This window comes from Nocardioides sp. LML1-1-1.1, assembly GCF_040676175.1.
Classification (GTDB): Bacteria; Actinomycetota; Actinomycetes; order Propionibacteriales; family Nocardioidaceae; genus Nocardioides.
The window spans coordinates 210,596-229,295 of record NZ_JBEGHK010000006.1 but is presented as its reverse complement, the minus strand read 5'-3'; the positions used below and the strand labels follow the sequence as shown (position 1 = coordinate 229,295).

Genomic DNA, 18,700 nt, shown 5'->3' with positions numbered 1-18,700 from the left:
CGACCTCCTCGACCACCGGAGGTCAGTGGATCAGGCCTCGTCCTCGCCCGCGACGTTCTTGATGCGGTTGGGGTCGACCTGGATGCCCGGGCCCATCGTGGTGGAGAAGGTGACCTTCTTCAGGTAGCGGCCCTTGGAGCTGGACGGCTTGAGCCGCAGCACCTCGTCGAGGGCGGCGGCGTAGTTCTCGGCGAGCTGCTGCTCGGAGAAGGACGCCTTGCCGATGATGAAGTGCAGGTTGGCGTGCCGGTCGACGCGGAACTCGATCTTGCCGCCCTTGATGTCGGAGACGGCCTTGGCCGGGTCCGGGGTGACGGTGCCGACCTTCGGGTTCGGCATGAGGCCACGCGGGCCGAGCACGCGGCCGAGGCGGCCGACCTTGCCCATCAGGTCCGGGGTGGCGACGACGGCGTCGAAGTCGATCCAGCCGCCGGCGACCTTGTCGATCAGCTCGTCGCCACCGACGTGGTCGGCGCCGGCCTCACGGGCGGCCTCGGCCTTGTCGCCGTTGGCGAAGACCAGGACGCGGGCGGTCTTGCCCGTGCCGTGCGGCAGGTTGACCGTGCCACGGACCATCTGGTCCGCCTTGCGCGGGTCGACGCCGAGGCGCATGACCACGTCGACGGTCTCGTCGAACTTCTTCTTGCTGGTGCTCTTGGCGATCTTGATCGCGGGAAGCGGCGCGTGGAGCTCGTTCTTGTCGAACGTCTCGGCAGCCGCGCGGTAGGTCTTGCTGCGCTGCATGGTGGTTCCTTAGCTCGAAGAGGAGGTGTGGTCAGCGGGCCAGCGCGGCCCTTCCACGGTGGATCAGGCGCCCTCGACGGTGACGCCCATGGAACGGGCGGTCCCGGCGACGATCTTCATCGCGGCGTCGATGTCGTTGGCGTTGAGGTCGGGGAGCTTCGTCGTGGCGATCTCGCGCACCTGGTCGGTCGTCAGCTTGCCGACCTTCTCCTTGTGCGGGACGCCCGAGCCCTTCTTGAGGCCGGCGGCCTTCTTGATCAGCTCAGCGGCCGGCGGCGTCTTCGTGATGAAGTCGAAGGTCCGGTCCTCGTAGATGGTGATCTCGACGGGGATGACGTTGCCGCGCATGGACTCGGTCTGGGCGTTGTACGCCTTGCAGAAGTCCATGATGTTGACGCCGTGCGGACCGAGCGCGGTACCGACCGGCGGCGCCGGGGTGGCCGAGCCGGCCTGCAGCTGCACCTTGACCAGTGCGGCGATCTTCTTCTTGGGAGGCATTCCTCAATCTCTTTCTTCTCGTGGTCATGACGAGGCGTACGACGTACGTCTCTGCCACCTGCGTCCCCCGCCGGAGCGGGGCAACCCAGACATTCTTCCGCGCGCGGGCGCAGAGGCGAAATTCAGACCCGCTGGATCTGGCTGAACGAGAGCTCGACCGGGGTCTCCCGGCCGAAGATCTCGACGAGCGCCTTGACCCGCTGGGCCTCGGCGTTGATCTCGGTGATCGTGGCGTGCAGCGTCGCGAAGGCGCCGTCGACGATGAGCACCGAGTCGCTGACGTCGAAGTCCGCGACCTCGACCGGCTTCTTGCTCGGCGTCGAGGCGGCACCGCCGCCACCGCTGGCGGCCGCGGCGGCCTCGGCCTCGGCGACCGCGGCGTTGACCACGGCCGGGGCGAGCATCTTCTCGACCTCGTCCATGCTCAGCGGCACCGGCTGGTGGCTGTGGCCGACGAAGCCGGTGACCGACGGGGTGTGCCGCACGGCGGCCCAGGACTCGTCGGTGAGGTCCATGCGGACCAGCACGTAGCCGGGGAGAACGGTGCGCTTGACCATCTTGCGCTGGCCGTTCTTGATCTCGGCGACCTCCTCGGTGGGGACCACGATCTCGTGGATGTAGTCCTCCATGTTGAGGGAGTGGATCCGGTTCTCGAGGTTCTGCTTCACCCGGTTCTCCATGCCGGAGTAGGTGTGCACCACGAACCAGTCGCCGGGCTTGGCCCACAGCTCGCGGCGGAACGCCTCGAGCGGGTCCTCGTCGGACGCCTCGGCCGGAGCCTCGTCGTCCTCGGTCTCCTCGTCCTCGGTGGCCGCGACCTCGTCGGCGCCCTCGACGTCGACGGTCTCGTCGACCTCGACCGTCTCGTCGGTCGCGTCCGCCTCGGTGGTCACCTCGGCGGCGTCCTCCTCGGCCGACTCCACGGCCTCGACCTGGTCGGCCGCCTCGTCGATCTCGGGGGCCGAGTCGTACTGCTCCGACACGTGCTGCTCCATCAGTTGTCCGGATGTTTCACCGATCCCGCCGGAGGCGGGATCAGATGTCGTCGGCGCCGGTGAAGATCTCGAAGGCGAGCTTGCCCAGGCCCAGGTCCAGCAGGGACACCAGGGCGATCATCACCAGCACGAACGCGAGGACCACGAAGAAGTAGGTCACCAGCTGGTCGCGGGTGGGGTAGACCACCTTGCGCAGCTCGGCGACCACCTGACGGTAGAAGGTCACCGGACCGGTGCGCTTCTCGGGCTGCTTGCCACCCGAGGAGTCCTTGCGGTCTCCGCGGACTGCCGGAGTGTCCGACACGGTGCTCACCCTTCCGTCGTCTTCATGGTCGTCTCTTGCAGGGCACGAGGGACTTGAACCCCCAACCCTCGGCTTTGGAGGCCGATGCTCTGCCAATTGAGCTAGTGCCCTTCGGGGCATCTCCTGGACGAGCGCTCCCGACCTTCGTCAGGGCGCGACTCATCATGTGGGAGATCCACCAGAGGGTGACTCTACCCACCCCACCCACACGGGTCCAAAGCCGGCCGCCCCTACGATGGCCACCGTGCGCGACCTGTCTGCCCTTCCCAAGGCGCACCTGCACCTGCACTTCACCGGGTCCATGCGCCACGCCACCTTGCTGGAGCTCGCCGAGCGCGACGGCATCGCGCTGCCCGACGCCCTCGTCGAGGACTGGCCGCCGCAGCTGACGGCCGCCGACGAGAAGGGCTGGTTCCGCTTCCAGCGCCTCTACGACGTCGCCCGCTCCGTGCTGCGCACCGAGGACGACGTACGACGGCTGGTGCGCGAGGCCGCCGAGGACGACGTGGCCGACGGCGGGCGCTGGCTGGAGATCCAGGTCGACCCCAGCGGCTACGGCGCCCGCTTCGGCGGGATCACCGCCTTCACCGACCTCGTGCTCGACGCCGTGCGCGAGGCCTCCGATCGGACCGGGCTCGGGATCGCGGTCGTCATCGCCGCCAACCGGACCCGGCACCCGCTCGACGCGCGCACGCTGGCCCGCCTCGCGGCGCAGTACGTCGGCCGCGGGGTCGTCGGGTTCGGGCTCTCCAACGACGAGCGGCGGGGCCGCACCGAGGACTTCGCCGGTGCCTTCGCGATCGCCGAGCGGGCCGGGCTCCTGCTGGCCCCGCACGGCGGCGAGCTGCGCGGGCCCGAGCACATCCGCACCTGCCTGGACGCCCTGCACGCGGACCGGCTCGGCCACGGCGTACGGGCGGCCGAGGACCCGGACCTGCTGCGCCGCGTCGTCGACGCCGGGGTCGCGCTGGAGGTCTGCCCGGTCTCCAACGTCGCGCTCGGCGTCTACTCCGACCTCACCTCGGTGCCCCTGCCGACCCTGCTCGACGCGGGCGCCACCGTGGCCCTGGGCGCCGACGACCCGCTGCTGTTCGGCTCGCGGCTGGCGGGCCAGTACGCCACGATGCGGGCCGCGCACGAGCTCTCCGACGAGCAGCTGGCCGAGCTGGCGCGGATGTCGCTGCGCGCCGGCCGGGCCCCGGCGGAGCTGCGCGAGCGAGCGCTCGCCGACGTCGACGCGTGGCTGGCCGCGCCCGCCGGCTGAGTTTCGGCCGGGCCCGCCGGTGGCACGCTGTCCCCCATGAGCGAGCAGCCGCCCCTCACTCCGCCCTCGGGGAGCACGCCGGTCTACCCGGCCTACGACGCCCCCGCCTGGGGCGAGGTGAGCCCGGAGCAGCCGTTCGTCCCGCCGCCCCCGACGTCGTACCAGGTCCCGGCCCAGTACCTCGGCGGCTACGGCACGCCGACGCACCCGCTTGCGACGACCTCGCTCGTGCTCGGCATCGTGGGGCTGGTCTCGCTGGCCCTGACGCCCTTCCTGATCGTGACGATCGTCGGCGTGGCCTGCTCGCCGGTGGCGATCGGGCTGGCGATCTGGGCGCGTCGGCAGATCGACGCCGACCGGCGCCGCCACGCCGGTGAGGGGATCGCCACGGCCGGCCTCGTCGTCGGCATCGTCGGCACCGTCCTGGCGGTGATCGCGATCGCGCTCGTCGTGGCGGTCATCGCGTTCTTCGCCGCGCTGTTCAGCACCGCCTAGAGCGTCGCCCCGACGAGCACCGGCTCGTTGACCAGGCCGATCTCGAAGCGGTCGCGCACGCCGTCACGCACCTCGCGTGCCAGGTCGAGCAGCTCGGTGGTGCGGGCCCCGCCGCGGTTGGTGAGCGCCAGGGTGTGCTTGGTCGAGAGCGAGACCCGCGCGTCCGGGCGGTCGAGCCCGTAGCCCTTGCCGAAGCCGGCGTGCTCGATCAGCCACGCGGCGCTGGTCTTGACCCGTCCGTCCGGCTGCGCGTACGACGGCGCGCCCTCCGGCACCCGGTCCGGCTCCACGAACGGGTTGGTGAAGAAGGAGCCCGCGCTCCAGGTGTCGTGGTCGGCGGCGTCGAGCACCATGCCCTTGCCCCGGCGCAGCCCGAGCACCGCGGCGCGTACGTCGGCCAGGGGCGCCCGCTCGCCGACCTCGACACCGAGGGTGCGGGCCAGCTCGGCGTAGGCGACCGGGGCGGAGAGGTCTCCGGGGTGCAGCTCGAAGGTCACGTCGAGGACCAGGTGGCGGCCCGGGTCGGCCTTGAACCGCGAGTGGCGGTAGCCGAAGCCGCACTCGGCGGCGGTGAAGGTGCGCTGCCCCTTCAGCACCCGGTCCCACACCCGGACCCGGGCCACGGTCTGGGCGACCTCCTGGCCGTAGGCGCCGACGTTCTGGACCGGGGTGGCACCAGTGGTGCCGGGGATGCCGGAGAGCGCCTCGACGCCGGTCCAGCCCTCGGCGACGGCGCGTGCGACGAGGTCGTCCCACGGCTCACCCGCGGCGACCGTCACCGAGACCACGCCGCAACCGTCGTCCACGACCTCCACGCCACCCCCGGTCAGGTGCACGACGGTGCCGGCGAAGCCCTCGTCCGCGACGACCAGGTTGCTGCCCCCGCCGACGAGCAGCACCGGCTCTCCGGCCGCGTCCGCGGCGGAGACCGCGGCGACCAGCGCGTCGGCGTCGGGCGCGGCGACGTAGCTGCCCGCCGGACCGCCGAGGCGCAGCGTGGTGAGGCCGGCGAGCGTGGGCTCAGGCACGAACGGTCGCCTTGGGGGCGCCGAGCACCTTCGCGCCGTCGACGGTGACCAGCAGCGCCAGCGGCAGGAGGCCGTCGTCCGTGCGCTCACCGACGGTGCCGGCGACGGTGACCCGTGCCGCCCCCTCGGCAGGTACGACGACGGGCGCGACGAACTTCGCGCCGAGGTCGACCACCTCGGCGTCCCCGGTCCACTCCGCGACGGCGCGGCCGACCAGCGCGAGGGTGTACATCCCGTGCGCGATCACGCCGGGCAGGCCGACCGCGAGAGCGACCTCCTCGTCCTGGTGGATCGGGTTGTGGTCGCCGCTCGCCTCGGCGTAGGCGACCAGGTCGGCCCGGGTGACGTCGTAGGTGCGCGGCGCGAGCTCCGCGCCGGGGGTCAGCGTGCTCATGCCGCACCTCCGCGGTGGACCAGGGTGGCGGTGGCGGTGCAGACCACGGCGCCGCCGGCGTCGGTGATCTCGCTGGACGTGCTGACGATGTCGTTGCCGCCGATCGAGCGCACCCCCGTGACGGTGAGGGTGGCGCTCAGCTCGTCGCCGACCACGACCGGCCGGGCGTAGCTGAAGCGCTGGTCGCCGTGCACGATCCGGGACAGCTCGACCTGCTCGGCGGCGAGGAAGTCCTGCAGCGCGGCGAAGGTCACCACGATCGGGAAGGTCGGCGGGACCGGCCCCTCCGTCGTACGGCCGACGGCCGCGGCGAAGGCGGCGACGGCCTCCGCGGTGACGGCGCGGGGCGGGGTCGGCGGGAAGGCGCGGCCGACCAGGTCGGCGTCGATCGGCATGCCGCCGACCCTAGTCCGGGCCTCTGGCTACTCGCGAGTCCGCAAACGACGACGACCCGCCCACCCTGACGGGCGGCGGGTCGTCGGAGCGCTCGGAGAGCGGCTTCAGGTCAGCGGGTCTCGCGGTGCGCGGTGTGCTTGCGGCAGCGCGGGCAGAACTTCGACAGCTCGATGCGGTCGGGGTCGTTGCGCCGGTTCTTCTTCGTGATGTAGTTGCGCTCCTTGCAGTCCACGCAGGCAAGCGTGATCTTGGGGCGAACGTCAGAGCTCTTGCTGGCCACGGGAAGTCCTTCTGGATGCGTCTTCGGGGGTACTGCGGGTGCTGCTTCGTCATCTGGCGTAGCGGGGGCGGGACTCGAACCCGCGACACCACGATTATGAGCCGTGTGCTCTAACCACCTGAGCTACCCCGCCAGGGGGTCAGGGCACCCGCCTCCCCGTCCGTCTCCGGCCGGTTCGGCGGGCCCTTGCTCCCAGAGCCCCTTTACGGAATCGAACCGTAGACCTTCTCCTTACCATGGAGACGCTCTGCCGACTGAGCTAAAGGGGCAACGCCGCAGAACGATACACGCGCCCCGGAGGGGTGCGAAATCGCGGGCGGATTTTGCGTCGTCAGCCCTGGATCCGGGCGAACGGCCGGGCTTCCTCGAGCTCGTAGGCGAGCTCGATCAGCAGCGCCTCGTGCCCCGGGGCGGCCCCGAACATCATCCCCTGCGGCAGCCCGCTCGCGGTCGTGGCGAGGGGCAGCGAGATGGCCGGGGCGCCGGTGACGTTCTGCCACGGCGTGAACGCGACCCAGTCCTGCAGCTTGTCGATCACCACGTCGTAGGACTGGGTGGGGTCGAGGTGGCCGACCAGGGGCGTGGGGGTGGCCAGCGTGGGGGTGAGCGCGACGTCGTACCGCTCGTAGTAGGCCTCGGCCTGGGCGTTCGCGCGCTTGAGCCGGCTGATCGCGCCGGGCAGGCGGTGCAGGTTGCGGCGGGCGTGCCGGGCCAGGCCGAGGGTGAGGTTGTCGTGCTGCGCCTTGGCCCAGCTCCGCCCGTGGGTGGGCCGGCCGGTGGTGAGCAGCACCAGCGACAGCAGCGCCCAGTAGAGCAGGAAGTCGTCGGCGAAGCCCGGCCCGACCGGTACGTCGGACTCGGTCACCGTGTGCCCCAGGGACTCCAGCAGGGCGGCAGTCTGCTCGGTGAGCGCCGTGGTCTCGGGGTCCGCGCCGCGACCCACGCCGGTGGTGTTGAGCGCGACCCGCAGGCGGCGCTTGATCGGCCGGGTGAGGTCGCCGACGGGCGGCAGCTCCAGCGCCCGGTGGATGCGCTCGGCCTCGCGGTAGAACGCGGCCGTGTCGCGCACCGAGCGGGTCAGCACGCCGTCGGAGACGATCCGGATCGGCATCTCGCGCATCTGCTTGTCCTGGGCCAGCCGGCCGCGGGTGGGCTTGAGCCCGACCAGGCCGTTGACCGAGGCGGGGATGCGGATGGAGCCGCCGCCGTCGTTGGCGTGCGCGATCGGGACGGCGCCCGCGGCCACCAGCGCGCCCGAGCCCGAGCTCGAGGCGCCGGCGGTGTGCTCGGTGTTCCACGGGGTGCGCACCGCGCCCAGGCGGGGGTGCTCGGCGGAGGCGCTGAAGCCGTACTCGGAGAGCTGGCTCTTGCCGAGCGGGACCAGGCCGGTGGCGAGGTACATCGCGGCGAAGTCGCCGTCCTTCCTCGCCGGACGCGGCTCCCAGGCGTCGGTGCCGGACATCGTCGGCATCCCGGCGACGTCGACGTTGTCCTTGACCACCGTCGGCACGCCGGCGAAGAAGCCCTCTCCCGGCGTGGCTGCCTCCAGGCGCGCCCGCTGGAAGGCCCGGTAGGCCAGCGGGTTGAGGGCGTCGGAGACCTGCTCGACGCGTGCGATCGCCGCGTCGACCACCTCCTGCGCCGAGACCTTGCCGGCACCCAGGTGCTCGGCCAGGCCCACCGCGTCGAGGTCACCCAGGGCATCGTCGGAGAAAGCGTGCACGCGCATGCAGGGAACCTAACCGTTCTCCGGCGGCCGCACCTCCGACCGTGGTCGGAGATTCCGGCTCAGAAGAGGACCAGCGCGAGGACGGGCACGAGCAGGCTGATCGCGAGCGCGGAGAGGCCCATCGCGAGGCCGGCGAAGGCGCCCTCGGTCTCGTCCTCGCGCAGCATCCGGGAGGCGCCGACGCCGTGCGAGACGGCGCCGATGGCGAGCCCCCGGGCACGCCGGTCGCGGATCCGCAGCAGGTTCAGGGTCGCCGGCCCGACGATCGCGCTGAAGATGCCGATCAGGATGGCGAACACCGCGGCCAGGGGCGGGATGCCGCCCAGGGACTCGGTGATCGCGATCGCCACGGGCGTGGTCGCGGCCTTGGTGGCCAGCGTCTTCTCCAGCGCGGTGTCCGCGCCGAGCGCGCGGGCGAGCAGGACGGCCGAGGTGATCGAGACGGCCGCGCCGGCGAGCACCGCCACCAGCATCGGTACGACGAAGCCCTTGAGCCGGTCCGCCTGCCGGTGCAGGGGAACGGCGAGCGCCACCGTCGCCGGCCCCAGCCAGAAGGCGACCAGCTCGGTCGCGGAGCGGTAGTCGGCGTAGTCCACGTCCAGCAGGCTGATCGCGCCACCGGCCACCACGACGGCGACCAGCACCGGCTGGGCCAGCGGGTGACCTCCGGTGCGCTGCTGGATCCAGCGACCGAGCTGGTAGCCCAGCAGGGTCACCGCCAGCAGCCCGAGCGGCGAGCGGGCGACGTCGAGCGCGTCGTTCACGCGGTCTCCCCCAGGTCCCCCAGGTCGTCGCGCGGGCGCCCGAGCAGGCGCTCCAGGCCCTCGGCCGTCCAGCCGACCACGACGAGTCCGAGGAACCAGGAGCCGAGCATCGCCACCGCGATCGGCAGCGCGTCGCGGCCCAGGACCGAGAGGTAGACCACGACGCCGACCCCGGCCGGGACGAAGAACAGCTGGAGGTGGCGCAGCAGCGCGGCGCCGGCGCGCACGACGGAGCCGTCGTCGCCGTACCGGCGCAGGCGGAGGAAGACGAACAGGAAGAGCATCCCGAGCACCGGCCCGGGCACGGGCAGGTCCGCGACCCGGGCGACGAGCTCGCCCAGCAGCTGGAAGCCGATCAGCCAGGTGAGCCCGGTGATCACCGGCGCTCTCGCAGCCGGGCGTTGGGCAGGCCGGGCGCCGGGATGGGCCCCAGCGGCTGGTCGGGCACGACGCCGAAGCGGCCCGGCGCGACCCGGCGGCTGTCGTCCAGCACCTCACCGGTGGCCGGGTCGGTGATCTGCTCCTGCCAGGCCGCCCGGTAGGCGACCACCTCGTCGTGGGTGCGGCCGACGAAGTTCCACCACATCACGATCGCCTCGCCGAAGGGCGGGCCGCCGAGCACGAGCACCCGGGCGCCCTCGTCACCGGCGAGGAGGGTGATCTCCTGGGCGCCGGTCGGCACGTAGGCGAGGTCGGCGGCCTTCGCGTCGAGGTCGCCGACGGTGACCGAGCCGAGGTCGACGAGGACGCCGTGCTCGAAGGCCTCGTCGACGGGGAGCGCCAGCGTCGTGCCCGGGTCGAGGACGAGCTCCGCGCCGAGCAGCGGCGTGAAGGTGGTGACCGGCGAGGTGTCGCCGAGCAGCGAGCCGAGGAAGACGTGCGCGCGCCAGCCCTCGCCGGAGACCTCCGCCGGGGCGTAGTGCTCGAAGCCGGGGTCGGTGTCGCGGGCCGTCTCCGGCAGGGCCACCCAGAGCTGGGCGCCGTGCAGCACGGTCGTGGTCGGCGTGGACACCTCGGAGTGGCTGATGCCGTGCCCGGCGGTCATCAGGTTGACCTCCCGCGGGCGCACCATCGCGACGTTGCCGGCGCTGTCACGGTGCTCGATCTCGCCGGTGAACAGCCAGGAGACGGTCTGCAGGCCGGTGTGCGGGTGCGGCGCGACCTCCATCCCGCCGCTGTCGCTGACGAGGTCGGGCCCGTAGTGGTCGAGGAAGCACCAGGCGCCGATCAGGGAGCGGTGCCGCTGCGGGAGCGTGCGTCGTACCGGCATCGCGCGGGGACCGCCCAACGGCACCTCGCGCGGCGTCATCAGCTCCACCCCGGCCGCCTGGCGGCTCTCGCACAGCACCTCGTCCGGGTCTCTCTCCGGGTTGCTCATGTCCTCATCCTTTCGCGCCCGTCAACCGTGCGGTGGGCATCAGTTCACCCGCTGTCGTCATGGTGTCCCCGTGCGGATCGCCCAGCTGGCCAACTTCGTCGGATCGACCTCGGGAGGCATGCGGACCGCGATCGAGCACCTCGGCCGGGGGTACGTCGACGCGGGGGCCGAGCGGCTCCTGGTGATCCCCGGTCCGGTCGACGCCGTCACCTCCACCGAGCTCGGCGACGTCGTGCAGGTGCGCGCTCCGCGCGTGGGCGGCGGCTACCGGCTGATCGTGGAGCCCTGGCGGGTGACCGACGTGCTGGAGCGCTGGGCGCCGACCAGCGTCGAGTGGAGCGACAAGCTGACCCTGCTGCCGGTGGCCTGGTGGGCGCGGCGCAACGGGGTGCGCTCGGTGCTGCTCTCGCACGAGCGGATGGGTGACATGTTCGCCATGCGCTCCGGGCTGGACACCACCTCGAAGGTCTCCATCGGCCTGCTCAACCGGCTGCTGGTGCGCAGCTTCGACACCGTCGTGGTGACCTCCCGCTACGCCGAGGAGGAGTTCCGCAGGGTCGCCGCCAGCGCCGGCTGTCCCGTCGAGCGGGTCCCGCTGGGCGTCGACCTGGAGACCTTCCGTCCCGTCCCGCGAGCACCCCGGGGCCGTGAGCTGCGGCTGGTGCACGCCGGACGGCTCTCGCGGGAGAAGTCCCCCCACCTCGCGGTCGCGACCGCGGTCGAGCTGCACCGGCGCGGCGTACCGGTGCGGATGGACGTCTACGGCGACGGCCCGCACCGCGACGAGCTCGAGGAGATCGCCGCGGGCGCCCCCGTCCACCTCCACGGCTACGTCGACGGCCGTGCGGCCCTGCGCGACCGGCTCGCCGCCGCGGACGTCTCGCTGTCGGTCTGCCCCGGGGAGACCTTCGGGCTGGCGGTGCTGGAGGCGCTGGCCTGCGGGACGCCGGTCGTCACCGCCGACCGTGGTGGCGCCCGCGAGCTGGTCGACGCCGCCAGCGGCGCCTGGGGAACGCCGGACCCGGCTGCCCTCGCGGACGCGGTGCTCCGGCTGGCGGCCCGGCCCGAGGAGCGGGTCCGCCGGGCCGCGCGTCAGCGGGCGGAGCTGTTCGGCTGGGACCGCACGGTGGCGCGGATGCTGGCGCTGCACGCGGGCGAGCGGGTCGGCGTCCTCACCGCCTGACCGGCGACTCCGCCGGCTCGGCCGCCGGCGTCGGGGCCAGCGGCTCCACGACCCGGGCCAGCGACTCGCGGGCGCCGCGGGTCAGCAGCAGCACCGGCATCAGCAGCGCGACGGTCATCGAGCCGAGCACGATCGCGTAGTAGGCGCCGTGCAGCGAGGAGTCGAGCGGCGCGACCAGGCCGAGCAGCATCGAGATCCCGACCAGGGCACCCATCGCGTGGGGTCGCAGCCGCTGGGTGGCCAGGAAGGGCGGGAGCATCAGGAAGTACCACAGGTGCACCACCGGCGAGAGCAGCACGAAGGCCGCGCCCGCGGTCGCGACGCCCGCCAGCGCCCGGCTCCGGTCGCCGGCGCGCCAGCCGAGGGCGACCCAGGCGCCGATGCCGAGCGCGGCCAGCAGGCCGAGCGCCCGGACCAGGTTGCGGAAGAACGCCGGATCGGTGCCGACGCCCAGGTGCAGCGCGAAGAAGTCGAGGACGCCGCCGACCAGGGTGGTGGCCGAGAGCGGGGTGTTCACCTCGCCGGGCACGGTCAGCGCGTGCAGCCAGCCGTTGCCCAGGCCGGTCAGGATGCCGAGCCCGAGCAGCGTGCCGACCGCGACGGCCCCGACCGAGGCCAGCCGTCGCAGCCGGGGCAGGAGGGCGGCGCCGACGGGCAGCGAGACGAGGGCGATACCGACGCAGACCAGGCCGCCGGGGACCTTCACCCCGGCCGCGAATCCGGCCAGCATCGCGCCCCACACCCAGCCGCGCTCGGCGGCCACGACGAGGGCGGCGGCCATCAGGCCGACCATGAGCAGGTCGTTGTGGAGCCCCGCCACGCCGTTGGCCACCATCAGCGGCGAGACCAGCACGACCGCCGAGGCGACCGCCGGGTTCGCGCCGGTCCACGACGCGAGCCGCGGCACGGCCCACGCCAGCAGGGCGAGGCCGACCAGGGCCAGCACCCGGTGGGCGATGACGAGCAGCCACGGGTTGCCCGTCGTACCGGCCGCGACGGCGCCGAAGAACACCGGCACCGGACCGTACGGCGTCGCGGTGTCCCACCACAGCGGGTCGACCGCCTGCACGATCGGCGGCGCGGTCAGCCACGTCGGCAGCGGCAGGAAGTTGTCGGGGGCGAGCGCGCCCGGCCCCCAGTCGTACGGCGAGAGCCCCACCCGGGCGAGCATGCCCTGGGCGGCGTAGGACCACCCGTCCCGGGAGAACAGCGGCGGCGCCAGGACCAGCGGCGCGCACCACACGGCGCACGCGAAGCGCACCAGGGCGACTCCTTCGGCGGCGTCGGTGGTCTCCCGGTCGCCGACGGCGACCGTGCGGCACAGCCGCAGCCAGGCGCTCGCGAGCAGGCCCAGGCCGGCCAGCACCAGCGCCAGTCCGACCATCCGGCCGAGCTCGTGACCGCGGATCGAGCCGAGCACGGCGATCCGCAGGACGGGGGTCGACTGCGGCAGCGTCGCCGTGACGAGGCCGCCGAGGAACACCAGCACCCCGCCGACGAGCCCACGTGTGATCACGATGGGCACCGTAGGTTCGCCCGGCGTCCTGGGGTTGAACGGACAGGCAACGCCGCACGTCACTAGGGTGGCGGCCATGGGCCTGCTCACCCCGCTCGCGATCAAGATCGGCTCCCAGCCGTGGATGCCGAAGCTGCTCCCCCAGGTCACCTGGACCGACACGAACCTGCAGCGGCTGACCCGCGGCCGGCTCACCCTGCTCGACATCGCCGGCCTGCCGAACCTGATGCTCACCGTGGTGGGCCGCAAGAGCGGCATCCCGCGCGAGACCCCGCTGCTGTGCGTGCCGTGGCAGGGCGGCTGGCTGATCGCCGGCTCGCACTTCGGGGCGCCCAAGCCGCCGGTGTGGACCTTCAACCTGCGCGCGGCCGAGACCGTCGAGGTGCGCTACAACGGGCGCACGCAGACCTGCACGTGGCGCGAGCTGACCGACGCGGAGAAGGACCGGGCGTGGGCGCACATGGTCACCGTGTGGCCGAACTACCGCAAGTACACCGAGTGGACCGACCGGGTCATCCCCGTCTTCCTGCTGTCGCCGGCGTGAGGGCGGGACCGGCTCCGGTCCTCAGCGCACGCCGTTCGTCTCCTGCAGGGTCCACCGGTCGTGGATCGCGCGCACCCGGCGCGACGGGAACGGGTAGCGGTGCTCGTAGTAGGCCTGGACGTCCGGGCTGACCTGGGTGGCCATGGCGGCGAAGCTGTGCCGCCAGCCGCCCTCGGCGTCCCAGAGGTCGAGCAGCGCCGAGCCCACGTTGCCCTGGGTCGCGCGGCCACCGTCGAAGGCGCAGCCCCTCGGTTCGGCGGGCGTGCAGTCGGTGCGGTGCAGCGGGTAGGAGAAGCCGCTCGAGTAGACGTAGCGCCGGTCACCGAGGACGTGGGCGGCGACGGCGTCCGCGAAGCCCTCGGTCCACGCGCAGGACTCCGAGGAGGGCTTGTTGATGTAGTGCGGGTTGCAGGCGGTGACCTCGGGGAAGCGCTCGCGGTGCAGCTGCCACTGCAGCCAGTGCCCGGCCTCGTGGAGGATCGTGTGCTGTGAGGCGGGGTCGGTCTTGTCGAGGACGACGTACTTGGTGTTGACCAGGCCGCCCTCCTCCGGGTCGACGTAGGCGTCGCCGGGACCCCAGTAGTCCCACCAGCCGCCGGTCTCGCGGTCCGCCGCCCAGACGTAGGTCAACGGCGCGCACCGGCCGGTGTCGACCTTCGCGAAGCAGCGCGAGTGGTGCCCGCGCTCGTCGTACAGCTTGTCGAGGACCGAGACGATGCGGAACGCGCCCTGCTGGTCCGCCGGCGGCTGGACGACGCCGAGGTCGACCCGCCGGCCGTGGCTGGTGTCGATCGACCGGGTCCCGAACCAGTGCAGGTCGTCCTTGCCGGGGTCGACCACGCTCGTGCGGATCACCTGCCAGGTGCCGTGCGCCGCGCTCGAGGCGAACCAGACCCGGAGGCCGGTGCCCGCCCGCCGGGTGCAGGCCGCGAAGCCGCCGCGGCGGTCGGTCTCGCCGGTGCTGAGCACGCCGGAGTCGTCGCGCAGCTCGAAGCGGGCCCGCGGCACGGTCGCCGAGAAGTCGCGGTCGTCGGTCTCCGCGTCGTAGAAGGAGTACGCCAGGGTGCCCCGCACGCAGGTCGGGGCGGCGGCACCGGCCGGCTGCGCGAGCGCCGGCAGCACGCCGATGCCCAGCAGGGCCGCGACGGCGGCAGTGGCGGCGGCGATCCGGCCGCGCAGGGAGGATCGGGTGAGGTGGTGCTTCATCGGGGTGGGTGCTCCTTCGGGATGGTCGGTCGAGGGCGGGCGCGACGCCGGGCGCGAGGTCGGTGGACCCCCACGCCCGGCGCCGGTGGGACGGGGCCCTCAGCCCACGTTGTTCGTGTACTGCAGGCCGTGCTTGGAGTAGATGCCGCTCACCGTGCTCGACGGCGAGGGGTAGCGGTGCTCGTAGTAGGCCTTCACCGTCGCGCTCGTCTGGCTCGCCATGGCGGCGAAGCCGCTGTTCCAGCCGCCGTCCGCGGCCCAGAAGTCGAGCATGGCGGCGGCGACGTTGCCCTGCGTGGCCCGGCCTCCGGTCCAGAAGCAGTCACCACCCGGCGTGGGGGTGCAGTCGGTCGGCTCGAACGGCGAGGGCGCGACGTTGGCGTCGGCGTAGACGTAGCGACGGTCACCGAGCACCTTGCCGGCCACGGCGTCGGCGAAGCCCTCGGTCCAGGCGCAGGACTCCGAGGAGGCCTGGTCCATGTAGTGCGGGTCGCAGGCGTTGACCGCCGGGAAGTGCTGGCCGTGCAGCTGCCACTGCAGCCAGTGCCCGGCCTCGTGGATGATCGTGTGCTGCGACCACTGGTCCCACTTGTCCAGGACGACGTACTTGCTGTTCCTCACCTCGCCGTTGTCGACGTAGGAGGGGTCGTCGCTCTCGTGGTCCCACCAGCCGCCGACGGTGCGGTCGGAGTCCCACACGAAGGTGAGCGTCTCGCAGGTGCCGGTGTCGATCTTCGCGAAGCAGGTCGAGGAGGTGTCGCGCTTGTTGTACAGCTTGTCGAGCACCGCCAGCACCCGGAAGGCGCCCTGCTGGTCGGCCGGCGGCTGCACGACGCCGTAGTCCGTGGTGCCGGTCGCGGAGCTGGTCGTCGCCGTGCTGAACCGGTGCAGGTCGCTGCTGGTGGGGTTCTGCACGACGTCGTCGATGACCCGCCACCGCCCGCCGGCCGCCGTCGTGACGAAGGAGACCTGGAGGTCGGACACGGACGTCTTGCCGGTGCACGCCGAGAAGGTCCCGTCCGCCGCGGTCTCACCGGTGGTCAGCACGGTGCTGCCGCTGCGCACCTCGAACTTCGCACGCGGGACGACGGCGGTAAGGGACGACTGGGACTCCGCGTCCGGGGAGGTGTACTTCAGCGTGCCCTGCACGCAGGTGTCGGCCGCGGCCGTGGCCGGGCCCGCGAGGACGGGTACGGCGCCGGCGCCGGCCAGGGCGAGGACCGCGAGCGCGGTCCGCAGGGCTGGGCGGCGGGGGGAGGGTTTCATCGAGATGGCTCCTTCGGAGGAAGTCCGGGACCGCGCTCCGTTGCGACGGTCGTTGCCGGACCGCGCGCCGGCAGGCCCGCGCGCTGTGACCACCATCACGAACATCGGCGCCATGTGCAATGTCACATTTCCTTGACCTGCGCCGGTGGGCACCGGGTGCGCAGCGTCTGGCACCTCCGGGCGCGCACTCCGACGCAGCGGGGGCCGCAAAAGCGACCGAGCCCGGCTCTCGCGGAGAGCCGGGCTCGTCGTACCCGTGGCAGATGCAGGATTCGAACCTACGTAGGCAATGCCGGCTGATTTACAGTCAGCTCCCTTTGGCCGCTCGGGCAATCTGCCGGGAGTGTCACCGGCCCCACCCCTTGCCTGGGAGCGTTTCCGAGTTGGAAGGTCGGCGACGACGCGAAACAATAGCGCAGCAGCACCGTCCGGCAGAAAACCCCAACGACGCGCAGGTGAGACCCATGGCCGATTCCTCGTTCGACATCGTCAGCAAGCTCGACCGTCAGGAGGTCGACAACGCCCTCGGGCAGACCGCCCGCGAGATCGCCACCCGCTTCGACTTCAAGGGCACCGGCGCGAGCATCGAGTGGAAGGGCGAGCAGGCGATCGAGATCAGCGCCTCGGCCGACGACCGCGCGAGCGCCGTGCTCAGCGTCTTCCAGGACAAGCTGATCAAGCGCAACCAGTCGCTGAAGATCCTCGACGCCTCCGAGCCGCGCCAGTCCGGCCAGGTCTCCAAGATCGACGTCGCGCTCAAGGAGGGCATCACCTCCGAGGACGCCAAGAAGATCTCCAAGCTGATCCGCGACGAGGGCCCCAAGGGCGTCAAGGCGCAGATCCAGGGCGACGAGCTCCGCATCTCCTCCAAGAAGCGCGACGACCTCCAGGCCGTGCAGGCGCTGGTGAAGGCGCAGGACTACGAGTTCGCGGTGCAGTTCACCAACTACCGCTGACCTCCCGCCGACATGAGGGTGGACCGGGCGCTCGTCACCGCCCTCGCGGTGGTGGCGGCGGGCGCGGCCCTGCTGTCCGGCCTCGCCCTCGCCGTCGCGTACGCCGGCCAGCACCCGCCGCGCACGCAGCCGCTCCCGGCGCCGACCGCCGCCGCACCGACCGCGGTGGCGACGGTCGGCGGTGCCCCGCAGGCGCCGGCCGTCGACCCCTACCGCCCTGACGGCGTCTGGCTCGCCACGACCGCCGGCAGGACCGGGATCCCGGTGCGCGCGCTGGCGGCGTACGCCCGGGCGCACCTGCGGGTCGCGGCCGAGCAGCCGGGCTGCAAGGTCGCGTGGAACACCATCGCGGCGCTGGGCGGCGTGGAGTCCCGGCACGGCACCATCCACGACGCCGTGCTGGGCGAGGACGGTCTCTCGGTGCCCGCGATCCGGGGGCCCGCACTGGACGGCGGTGCGTTCGGGGCGGTCCGCGACACCGACGGCGGCCTCCTCGACGGCGACACCCGCTGGGACCGGGCGGTCGGGCCGTTGCAGTTCATCCCCTCGACCTGGGCGACCTGGGCCGCCGACGGCAACGGCGACGGCGTGGCCGACCCCGACCAGATCGACGACGCGGCGCTCGCCGCCGGTCGCTACCTGTGCCACAGCGGTGACCTCTCCAGCGCGGACGCCTGGCGCCGCGCGGTGTTCAGCTTCAACCACTCCGACGCCTACGTCGCCGACATCGCCGGCCTCGCCGACACCTACGCCCAGCGCGCCGGCTGAGACTGCGGCAGGATGCCGGGCATGGACCCTGCGGCCAGCATCGAGATCGACGCCCCGATCGAGCGGGTGTGGGCGATCATGCTCGACACCGAGCAGTACGCCGGGTGGAACCCCTTCGTCGAGCGCGCGGACACCGCACAGCCCCTGGCCGTCGGCAACCCGATCGTGCTGCACGTGGTGTGGGCGAACGGGAAGCGGACCCGCTCCCCCGAGCGGATCACCGCCCTGGACGCCCCGGTCACCGACCCCGCCACCGGTACGACGAGCGCGCTGATGTCGTACGTCTACGAGGGCCTGCCGGCTCGCCTCGGCCTGGTCCGGGGCGTGCGTCACCAGCGGCTCACGCAGCGACCGGGTGGCCCGACGACGTACGAGACCGTCGAGGTGTTCCGCGGCCCCCTGGTGCGTCTCGCGGGCCCGGGCCGGGTGGCCGACGGGTTCCGGCGGCACGCGGAGGGGCTCAGGCGTCGCGCGGAGGCGGCTTCCAGCCCGGAGGGATGAGCTCGCTGGAGTTGCGGGCGGCCCACAGCGCGAAGCCGAGCACGGCCGCGCCCAGCACGATGTCGGCGACGACGTGCGCCTGGCGCCACCAGACCATGTCCGTCGCGCCGGGGACGGTGTAGTGCAGGATCCCGACCAGCCCGGAGAGGGAGTAGCCGGTCAGGAAGATCGCGGCGGTGGTGATGTGCCGACGGAACCACATCAGCAACCCGATCCCGCCGAGCGCGGTGAAGAGGAACCAGGCGGCGCCGACCAGGGCCGCCGACGGGGCCGGGATGGTCGCGTCCTCCGCGGGGAGCGGGTAGTCGTCGTAGTTGACGTAGTTGTCGACGTAGTGCACGACCGACACCAGGACGGCCACCCCCAGCAGCCAGCACAAGACGCGCGTCGCCCGGAGGTAGCTCACAGACCCAGCCTAGGGGGCGGCCACGGCAGCGCCGCACTTGTAACTACGTGTTCGTGTATCTACCCGGGTGCTGTGACTGGTCACA

The 18,700-nt window shown here is 72.6% G+C and carries 23 protein-coding genes and 4 tRNA genes; 7 read left to right on the top strand and 20 right to left on the bottom strand.

The window, feature by feature from the left end; translation table 11 throughout:
* Positions 1-30: 30 nt before the first annotated feature.
* The 5 genes from rplA to MRBLML1_RS20295 all read right to left on the bottom strand — a co-directional run bounded on the left by rplA (position 31) and on the right by MRBLML1_RS20295 (position 2,652).
* Positions 31-744 carry a 50S ribosomal protein L1 gene (gene rplA, locus MRBLML1_RS20315; protein WP_364519434.1) on the bottom strand — a complete coding sequence of 238 codons (714 nt, stop codon included), beginning with the start codon at positions 742-744 and terminating at the stop codon, positions 31-33.
* A gap of 63 nt (positions 745-807) precedes the next feature.
* On the bottom strand, positions 808-1,242 hold the full coding sequence (gene rplK, locus MRBLML1_RS20310; RefSeq protein WP_364519432.1) for a 50S ribosomal protein L11: 435 nt from the start codon (positions 1,240-1,242) through the stop codon (positions 808-810).
* 122 nt (positions 1,243-1,364) lie between these two features.
* Positions 1,365-2,237: a transcription termination/antitermination protein NusG gene (nusG, locus tag MRBLML1_RS20305; protein WP_364519430.1), complete on the bottom strand. Its 873-nt coding sequence runs from the start codon at positions 2,235-2,237 to the stop codon at positions 1,365-1,367.
* 40 nt (positions 2,238-2,277) lie between these two features.
* Positions 2,278-2,541, bottom strand: a complete 264-nt coding sequence (gene secE, locus MRBLML1_RS20300) for a preprotein translocase subunit SecE (protein WP_364519428.1) — start codon at positions 2,539-2,541, stop codon at positions 2,278-2,280.
* A gap of 38 nt (positions 2,542-2,579) precedes the next feature.
* Positions 2,580-2,652, bottom strand: a tRNA-Trp gene (locus MRBLML1_RS20295).
* A 124-nt stretch (positions 2,653-2,776) separates the two neighbouring features.
* Between MRBLML1_RS20295 and MRBLML1_RS20290 the strand changes: the two genes are divergently transcribed.
* Together MRBLML1_RS20290 and MRBLML1_RS20285 are read left to right on the top strand one after the other, a co-directional pair.
* Positions 2,777-3,805 carry an adenosine deaminase gene (locus MRBLML1_RS20290; RefSeq protein ID WP_364519426.1) on the top strand — a complete coding sequence of 343 codons (1,029 nt, stop codon included), beginning with the start codon at positions 2,777-2,779 and terminating at the stop codon, positions 3,803-3,805.
* 36 nt (positions 3,806-3,841) lie between these two features.
* The gene (locus MRBLML1_RS20285) at positions 3,842-4,300 is read left to right on the top strand and encodes a DUF4190 domain-containing protein (RefSeq protein WP_364519424.1); all 459 of its coding nucleotides are present in this window, start codon (positions 3,842-3,844) and stop codon (positions 4,298-4,300) included.
* Here MRBLML1_RS20285 and MRBLML1_RS20280 read toward each other — a convergent pair.
* The 10 genes from MRBLML1_RS20280 to MRBLML1_RS20235 all read right to left on the bottom strand — a co-directional run bounded on the left by MRBLML1_RS20280 (position 4,297) and on the right by MRBLML1_RS20235 (position 10,269).
* Positions 4,297-5,328, bottom strand: coding sequence for a UDP-N-acetylmuramate dehydrogenase (locus MRBLML1_RS20280; protein WP_364519422.1), 1,032 nt, complete (start codon positions 5,326-5,328; stop codon positions 4,297-4,299). The genes MRBLML1_RS20285 and MRBLML1_RS20280 overlap by 4 nt on opposite strands.
* Positions 5,321-5,722, bottom strand: coding sequence for a MaoC/PaaZ C-terminal domain-containing protein (locus tag MRBLML1_RS20275; protein WP_364519420.1), 402 nt, complete (start codon positions 5,720-5,722; stop codon positions 5,321-5,323). Before MRBLML1_RS20275 ends, MRBLML1_RS20280 begins: the two co-directional genes overlap by 8 nt.
* Positions 5,719-6,117, bottom strand: a complete 399-nt coding sequence (locus tag MRBLML1_RS20270; protein WP_364519418.1) for an FAS1-like dehydratase domain-containing protein — start codon at positions 6,115-6,117, stop codon at positions 5,719-5,721. Before MRBLML1_RS20270 ends, MRBLML1_RS20275 begins: the two co-directional genes overlap by 4 nt.
* A 110-nt stretch (positions 6,118-6,227) precedes the next feature.
* Positions 6,228-6,398, bottom strand: a complete 171-nt coding sequence (gene rpmG / locus MRBLML1_RS20265; protein ID WP_028654832.1) for a 50S ribosomal protein L33 — start codon at positions 6,396-6,398, stop codon at positions 6,228-6,230.
* A gap of 59 nt (positions 6,399-6,457) precedes the next feature.
* Positions 6,458-6,531 (bottom strand) — tRNA-Met (locus MRBLML1_RS20260).
* A 63-nt stretch (positions 6,532-6,594) separates the two neighbouring features.
* A tRNA-Thr gene (locus tag MRBLML1_RS20255) sits at positions 6,595-6,667 on the bottom strand.
* 62 nt (positions 6,668-6,729) lie between these two features.
* Complete coding sequence (locus tag MRBLML1_RS20250; protein ID WP_364519415.1) at positions 6,730-8,127, bottom strand: amidase; 1,398 nt, start codon at positions 8,125-8,127, stop codon at positions 6,730-6,732.
* 59 nt (positions 8,128-8,186) lie between these two features.
* The gene (locus tag MRBLML1_RS20245; protein ID WP_364519413.1) at positions 8,187-8,891 is read right to left on the bottom strand and encodes an LrgB family protein; all 705 of its coding nucleotides are present in this window, start codon (positions 8,889-8,891) and stop codon (positions 8,187-8,189) included.
* Positions 8,888-9,271, bottom strand: a complete 384-nt coding sequence (locus tag MRBLML1_RS20240) for a CidA/LrgA family protein (RefSeq protein WP_364519411.1) — start codon at positions 9,269-9,271, stop codon at positions 8,888-8,890. Before MRBLML1_RS20240 ends, MRBLML1_RS20245 begins: the two co-directional genes overlap by 4 nt.
* Positions 9,268-10,269, bottom strand: a complete 1,002-nt coding sequence (locus MRBLML1_RS20235; RefSeq protein WP_364519409.1) for a pirin family protein — start codon at positions 10,267-10,269, stop codon at positions 9,268-9,270. Before MRBLML1_RS20235 ends, MRBLML1_RS20240 begins: the two co-directional genes overlap by 4 nt.
* A 70-nt stretch (positions 10,270-10,339) precedes the next feature.
* Between MRBLML1_RS20235 and MRBLML1_RS20230 the strand changes: the two genes are divergently transcribed.
* Positions 10,340-11,452 (top strand): glycosyltransferase, encoded by a 1,113-nt coding sequence (locus MRBLML1_RS20230; protein ID WP_414691283.1) that lies wholly within the window; start codon positions 10,340-10,342, stop codon positions 11,450-11,452.
* Here the strand turns inward: MRBLML1_RS20230 and mptB are convergent.
* Positions 11,442-12,968 carry a polyprenol phosphomannose-dependent alpha 1,6 mannosyltransferase MptB gene (mptB, locus tag MRBLML1_RS20225; RefSeq protein WP_414691282.1) on the bottom strand — a complete coding sequence of 509 codons (1,527 nt, stop codon included), beginning with the start codon at positions 12,966-12,968 and terminating at the stop codon, positions 11,442-11,444. The genes MRBLML1_RS20230 and mptB overlap by 11 nt on opposite strands.
* Before the next feature lie 76 nt (positions 12,969-13,044).
* On the opposite strand from mptB, the gene MRBLML1_RS20220 reads away from it, so the two are divergent.
* On the top strand, positions 13,045-13,512 hold the full coding sequence (locus tag MRBLML1_RS20220; protein WP_364519405.1) for a nitroreductase family deazaflavin-dependent oxidoreductase: 468 nt from the start codon (positions 13,045-13,047) through the stop codon (positions 13,510-13,512).
* 21 nt (positions 13,513-13,533) lie between these two features.
* Here the strand turns inward: MRBLML1_RS20220 and MRBLML1_RS20215 are convergent, their stop codons facing one another.
* The 3 genes from MRBLML1_RS20215 to MRBLML1_RS20205 form a co-directional block, all read right to left on the bottom strand.
* A complete protein-coding gene (locus tag MRBLML1_RS20215; protein WP_364519403.1) occupies positions 13,534-14,718 on the bottom strand; it encodes a hypothetical protein in 1,185 nt (394 codons plus the stop codon).
* Between the two features lie 99 nt (positions 14,719-14,817).
* Positions 14,818-15,984 carry a hypothetical protein gene (locus MRBLML1_RS20210; RefSeq protein WP_364519401.1) on the bottom strand — a complete coding sequence of 389 codons (1,167 nt, stop codon included), beginning with the start codon at positions 15,982-15,984 and terminating at the stop codon, positions 14,818-14,820.
* A 257-nt stretch (positions 15,985-16,241) separates the two neighbouring features.
* Positions 16,242-16,323, bottom strand: a tRNA-Tyr gene (locus tag MRBLML1_RS20205).
* Positions 16,324-16,448: 125 nt separating this feature from the next.
* Here MRBLML1_RS20205 and MRBLML1_RS20200 point away from each other — a divergent pair.
* The 3 genes from MRBLML1_RS20200 to MRBLML1_RS20190 are packed head-to-tail and all read left to right on the top strand — an operon-like array spanning position 16,449 to position 18,209.
* On the top strand, positions 16,449-16,940 hold the full coding sequence (locus MRBLML1_RS20200; RefSeq protein WP_364519399.1) for a YajQ family cyclic di-GMP-binding protein: 492 nt from the start codon (positions 16,449-16,451) through the stop codon (positions 16,938-16,940).
* 12 nt (positions 16,941-16,952) lie between these two features.
* Positions 16,953-17,708: a lytic transglycosylase domain-containing protein gene (locus MRBLML1_RS20195; protein WP_364519397.1), complete on the top strand. Its 756-nt coding sequence runs from the start codon at positions 16,953-16,955 to the stop codon at positions 17,706-17,708.
* Between the two features lie 21 nt (positions 17,709-17,729).
* Complete coding sequence (locus tag MRBLML1_RS20190) at positions 17,730-18,209, top strand: SRPBCC domain-containing protein (protein WP_364519395.1); 480 nt, start codon at positions 17,730-17,732, stop codon at positions 18,207-18,209.
* Here MRBLML1_RS20190 and MRBLML1_RS20185 read toward each other — a convergent pair.
* Complete coding sequence (locus MRBLML1_RS20185; protein WP_364519393.1) at positions 18,169-18,615, bottom strand: hypothetical protein; 447 nt, start codon at positions 18,613-18,615, stop codon at positions 18,169-18,171. The two genes, MRBLML1_RS20190 and MRBLML1_RS20185, sit on opposite strands and share 41 nt — an antisense overlap.
* Between the last annotated feature and the right edge of the window lie 85 nt (positions 18,616-18,700).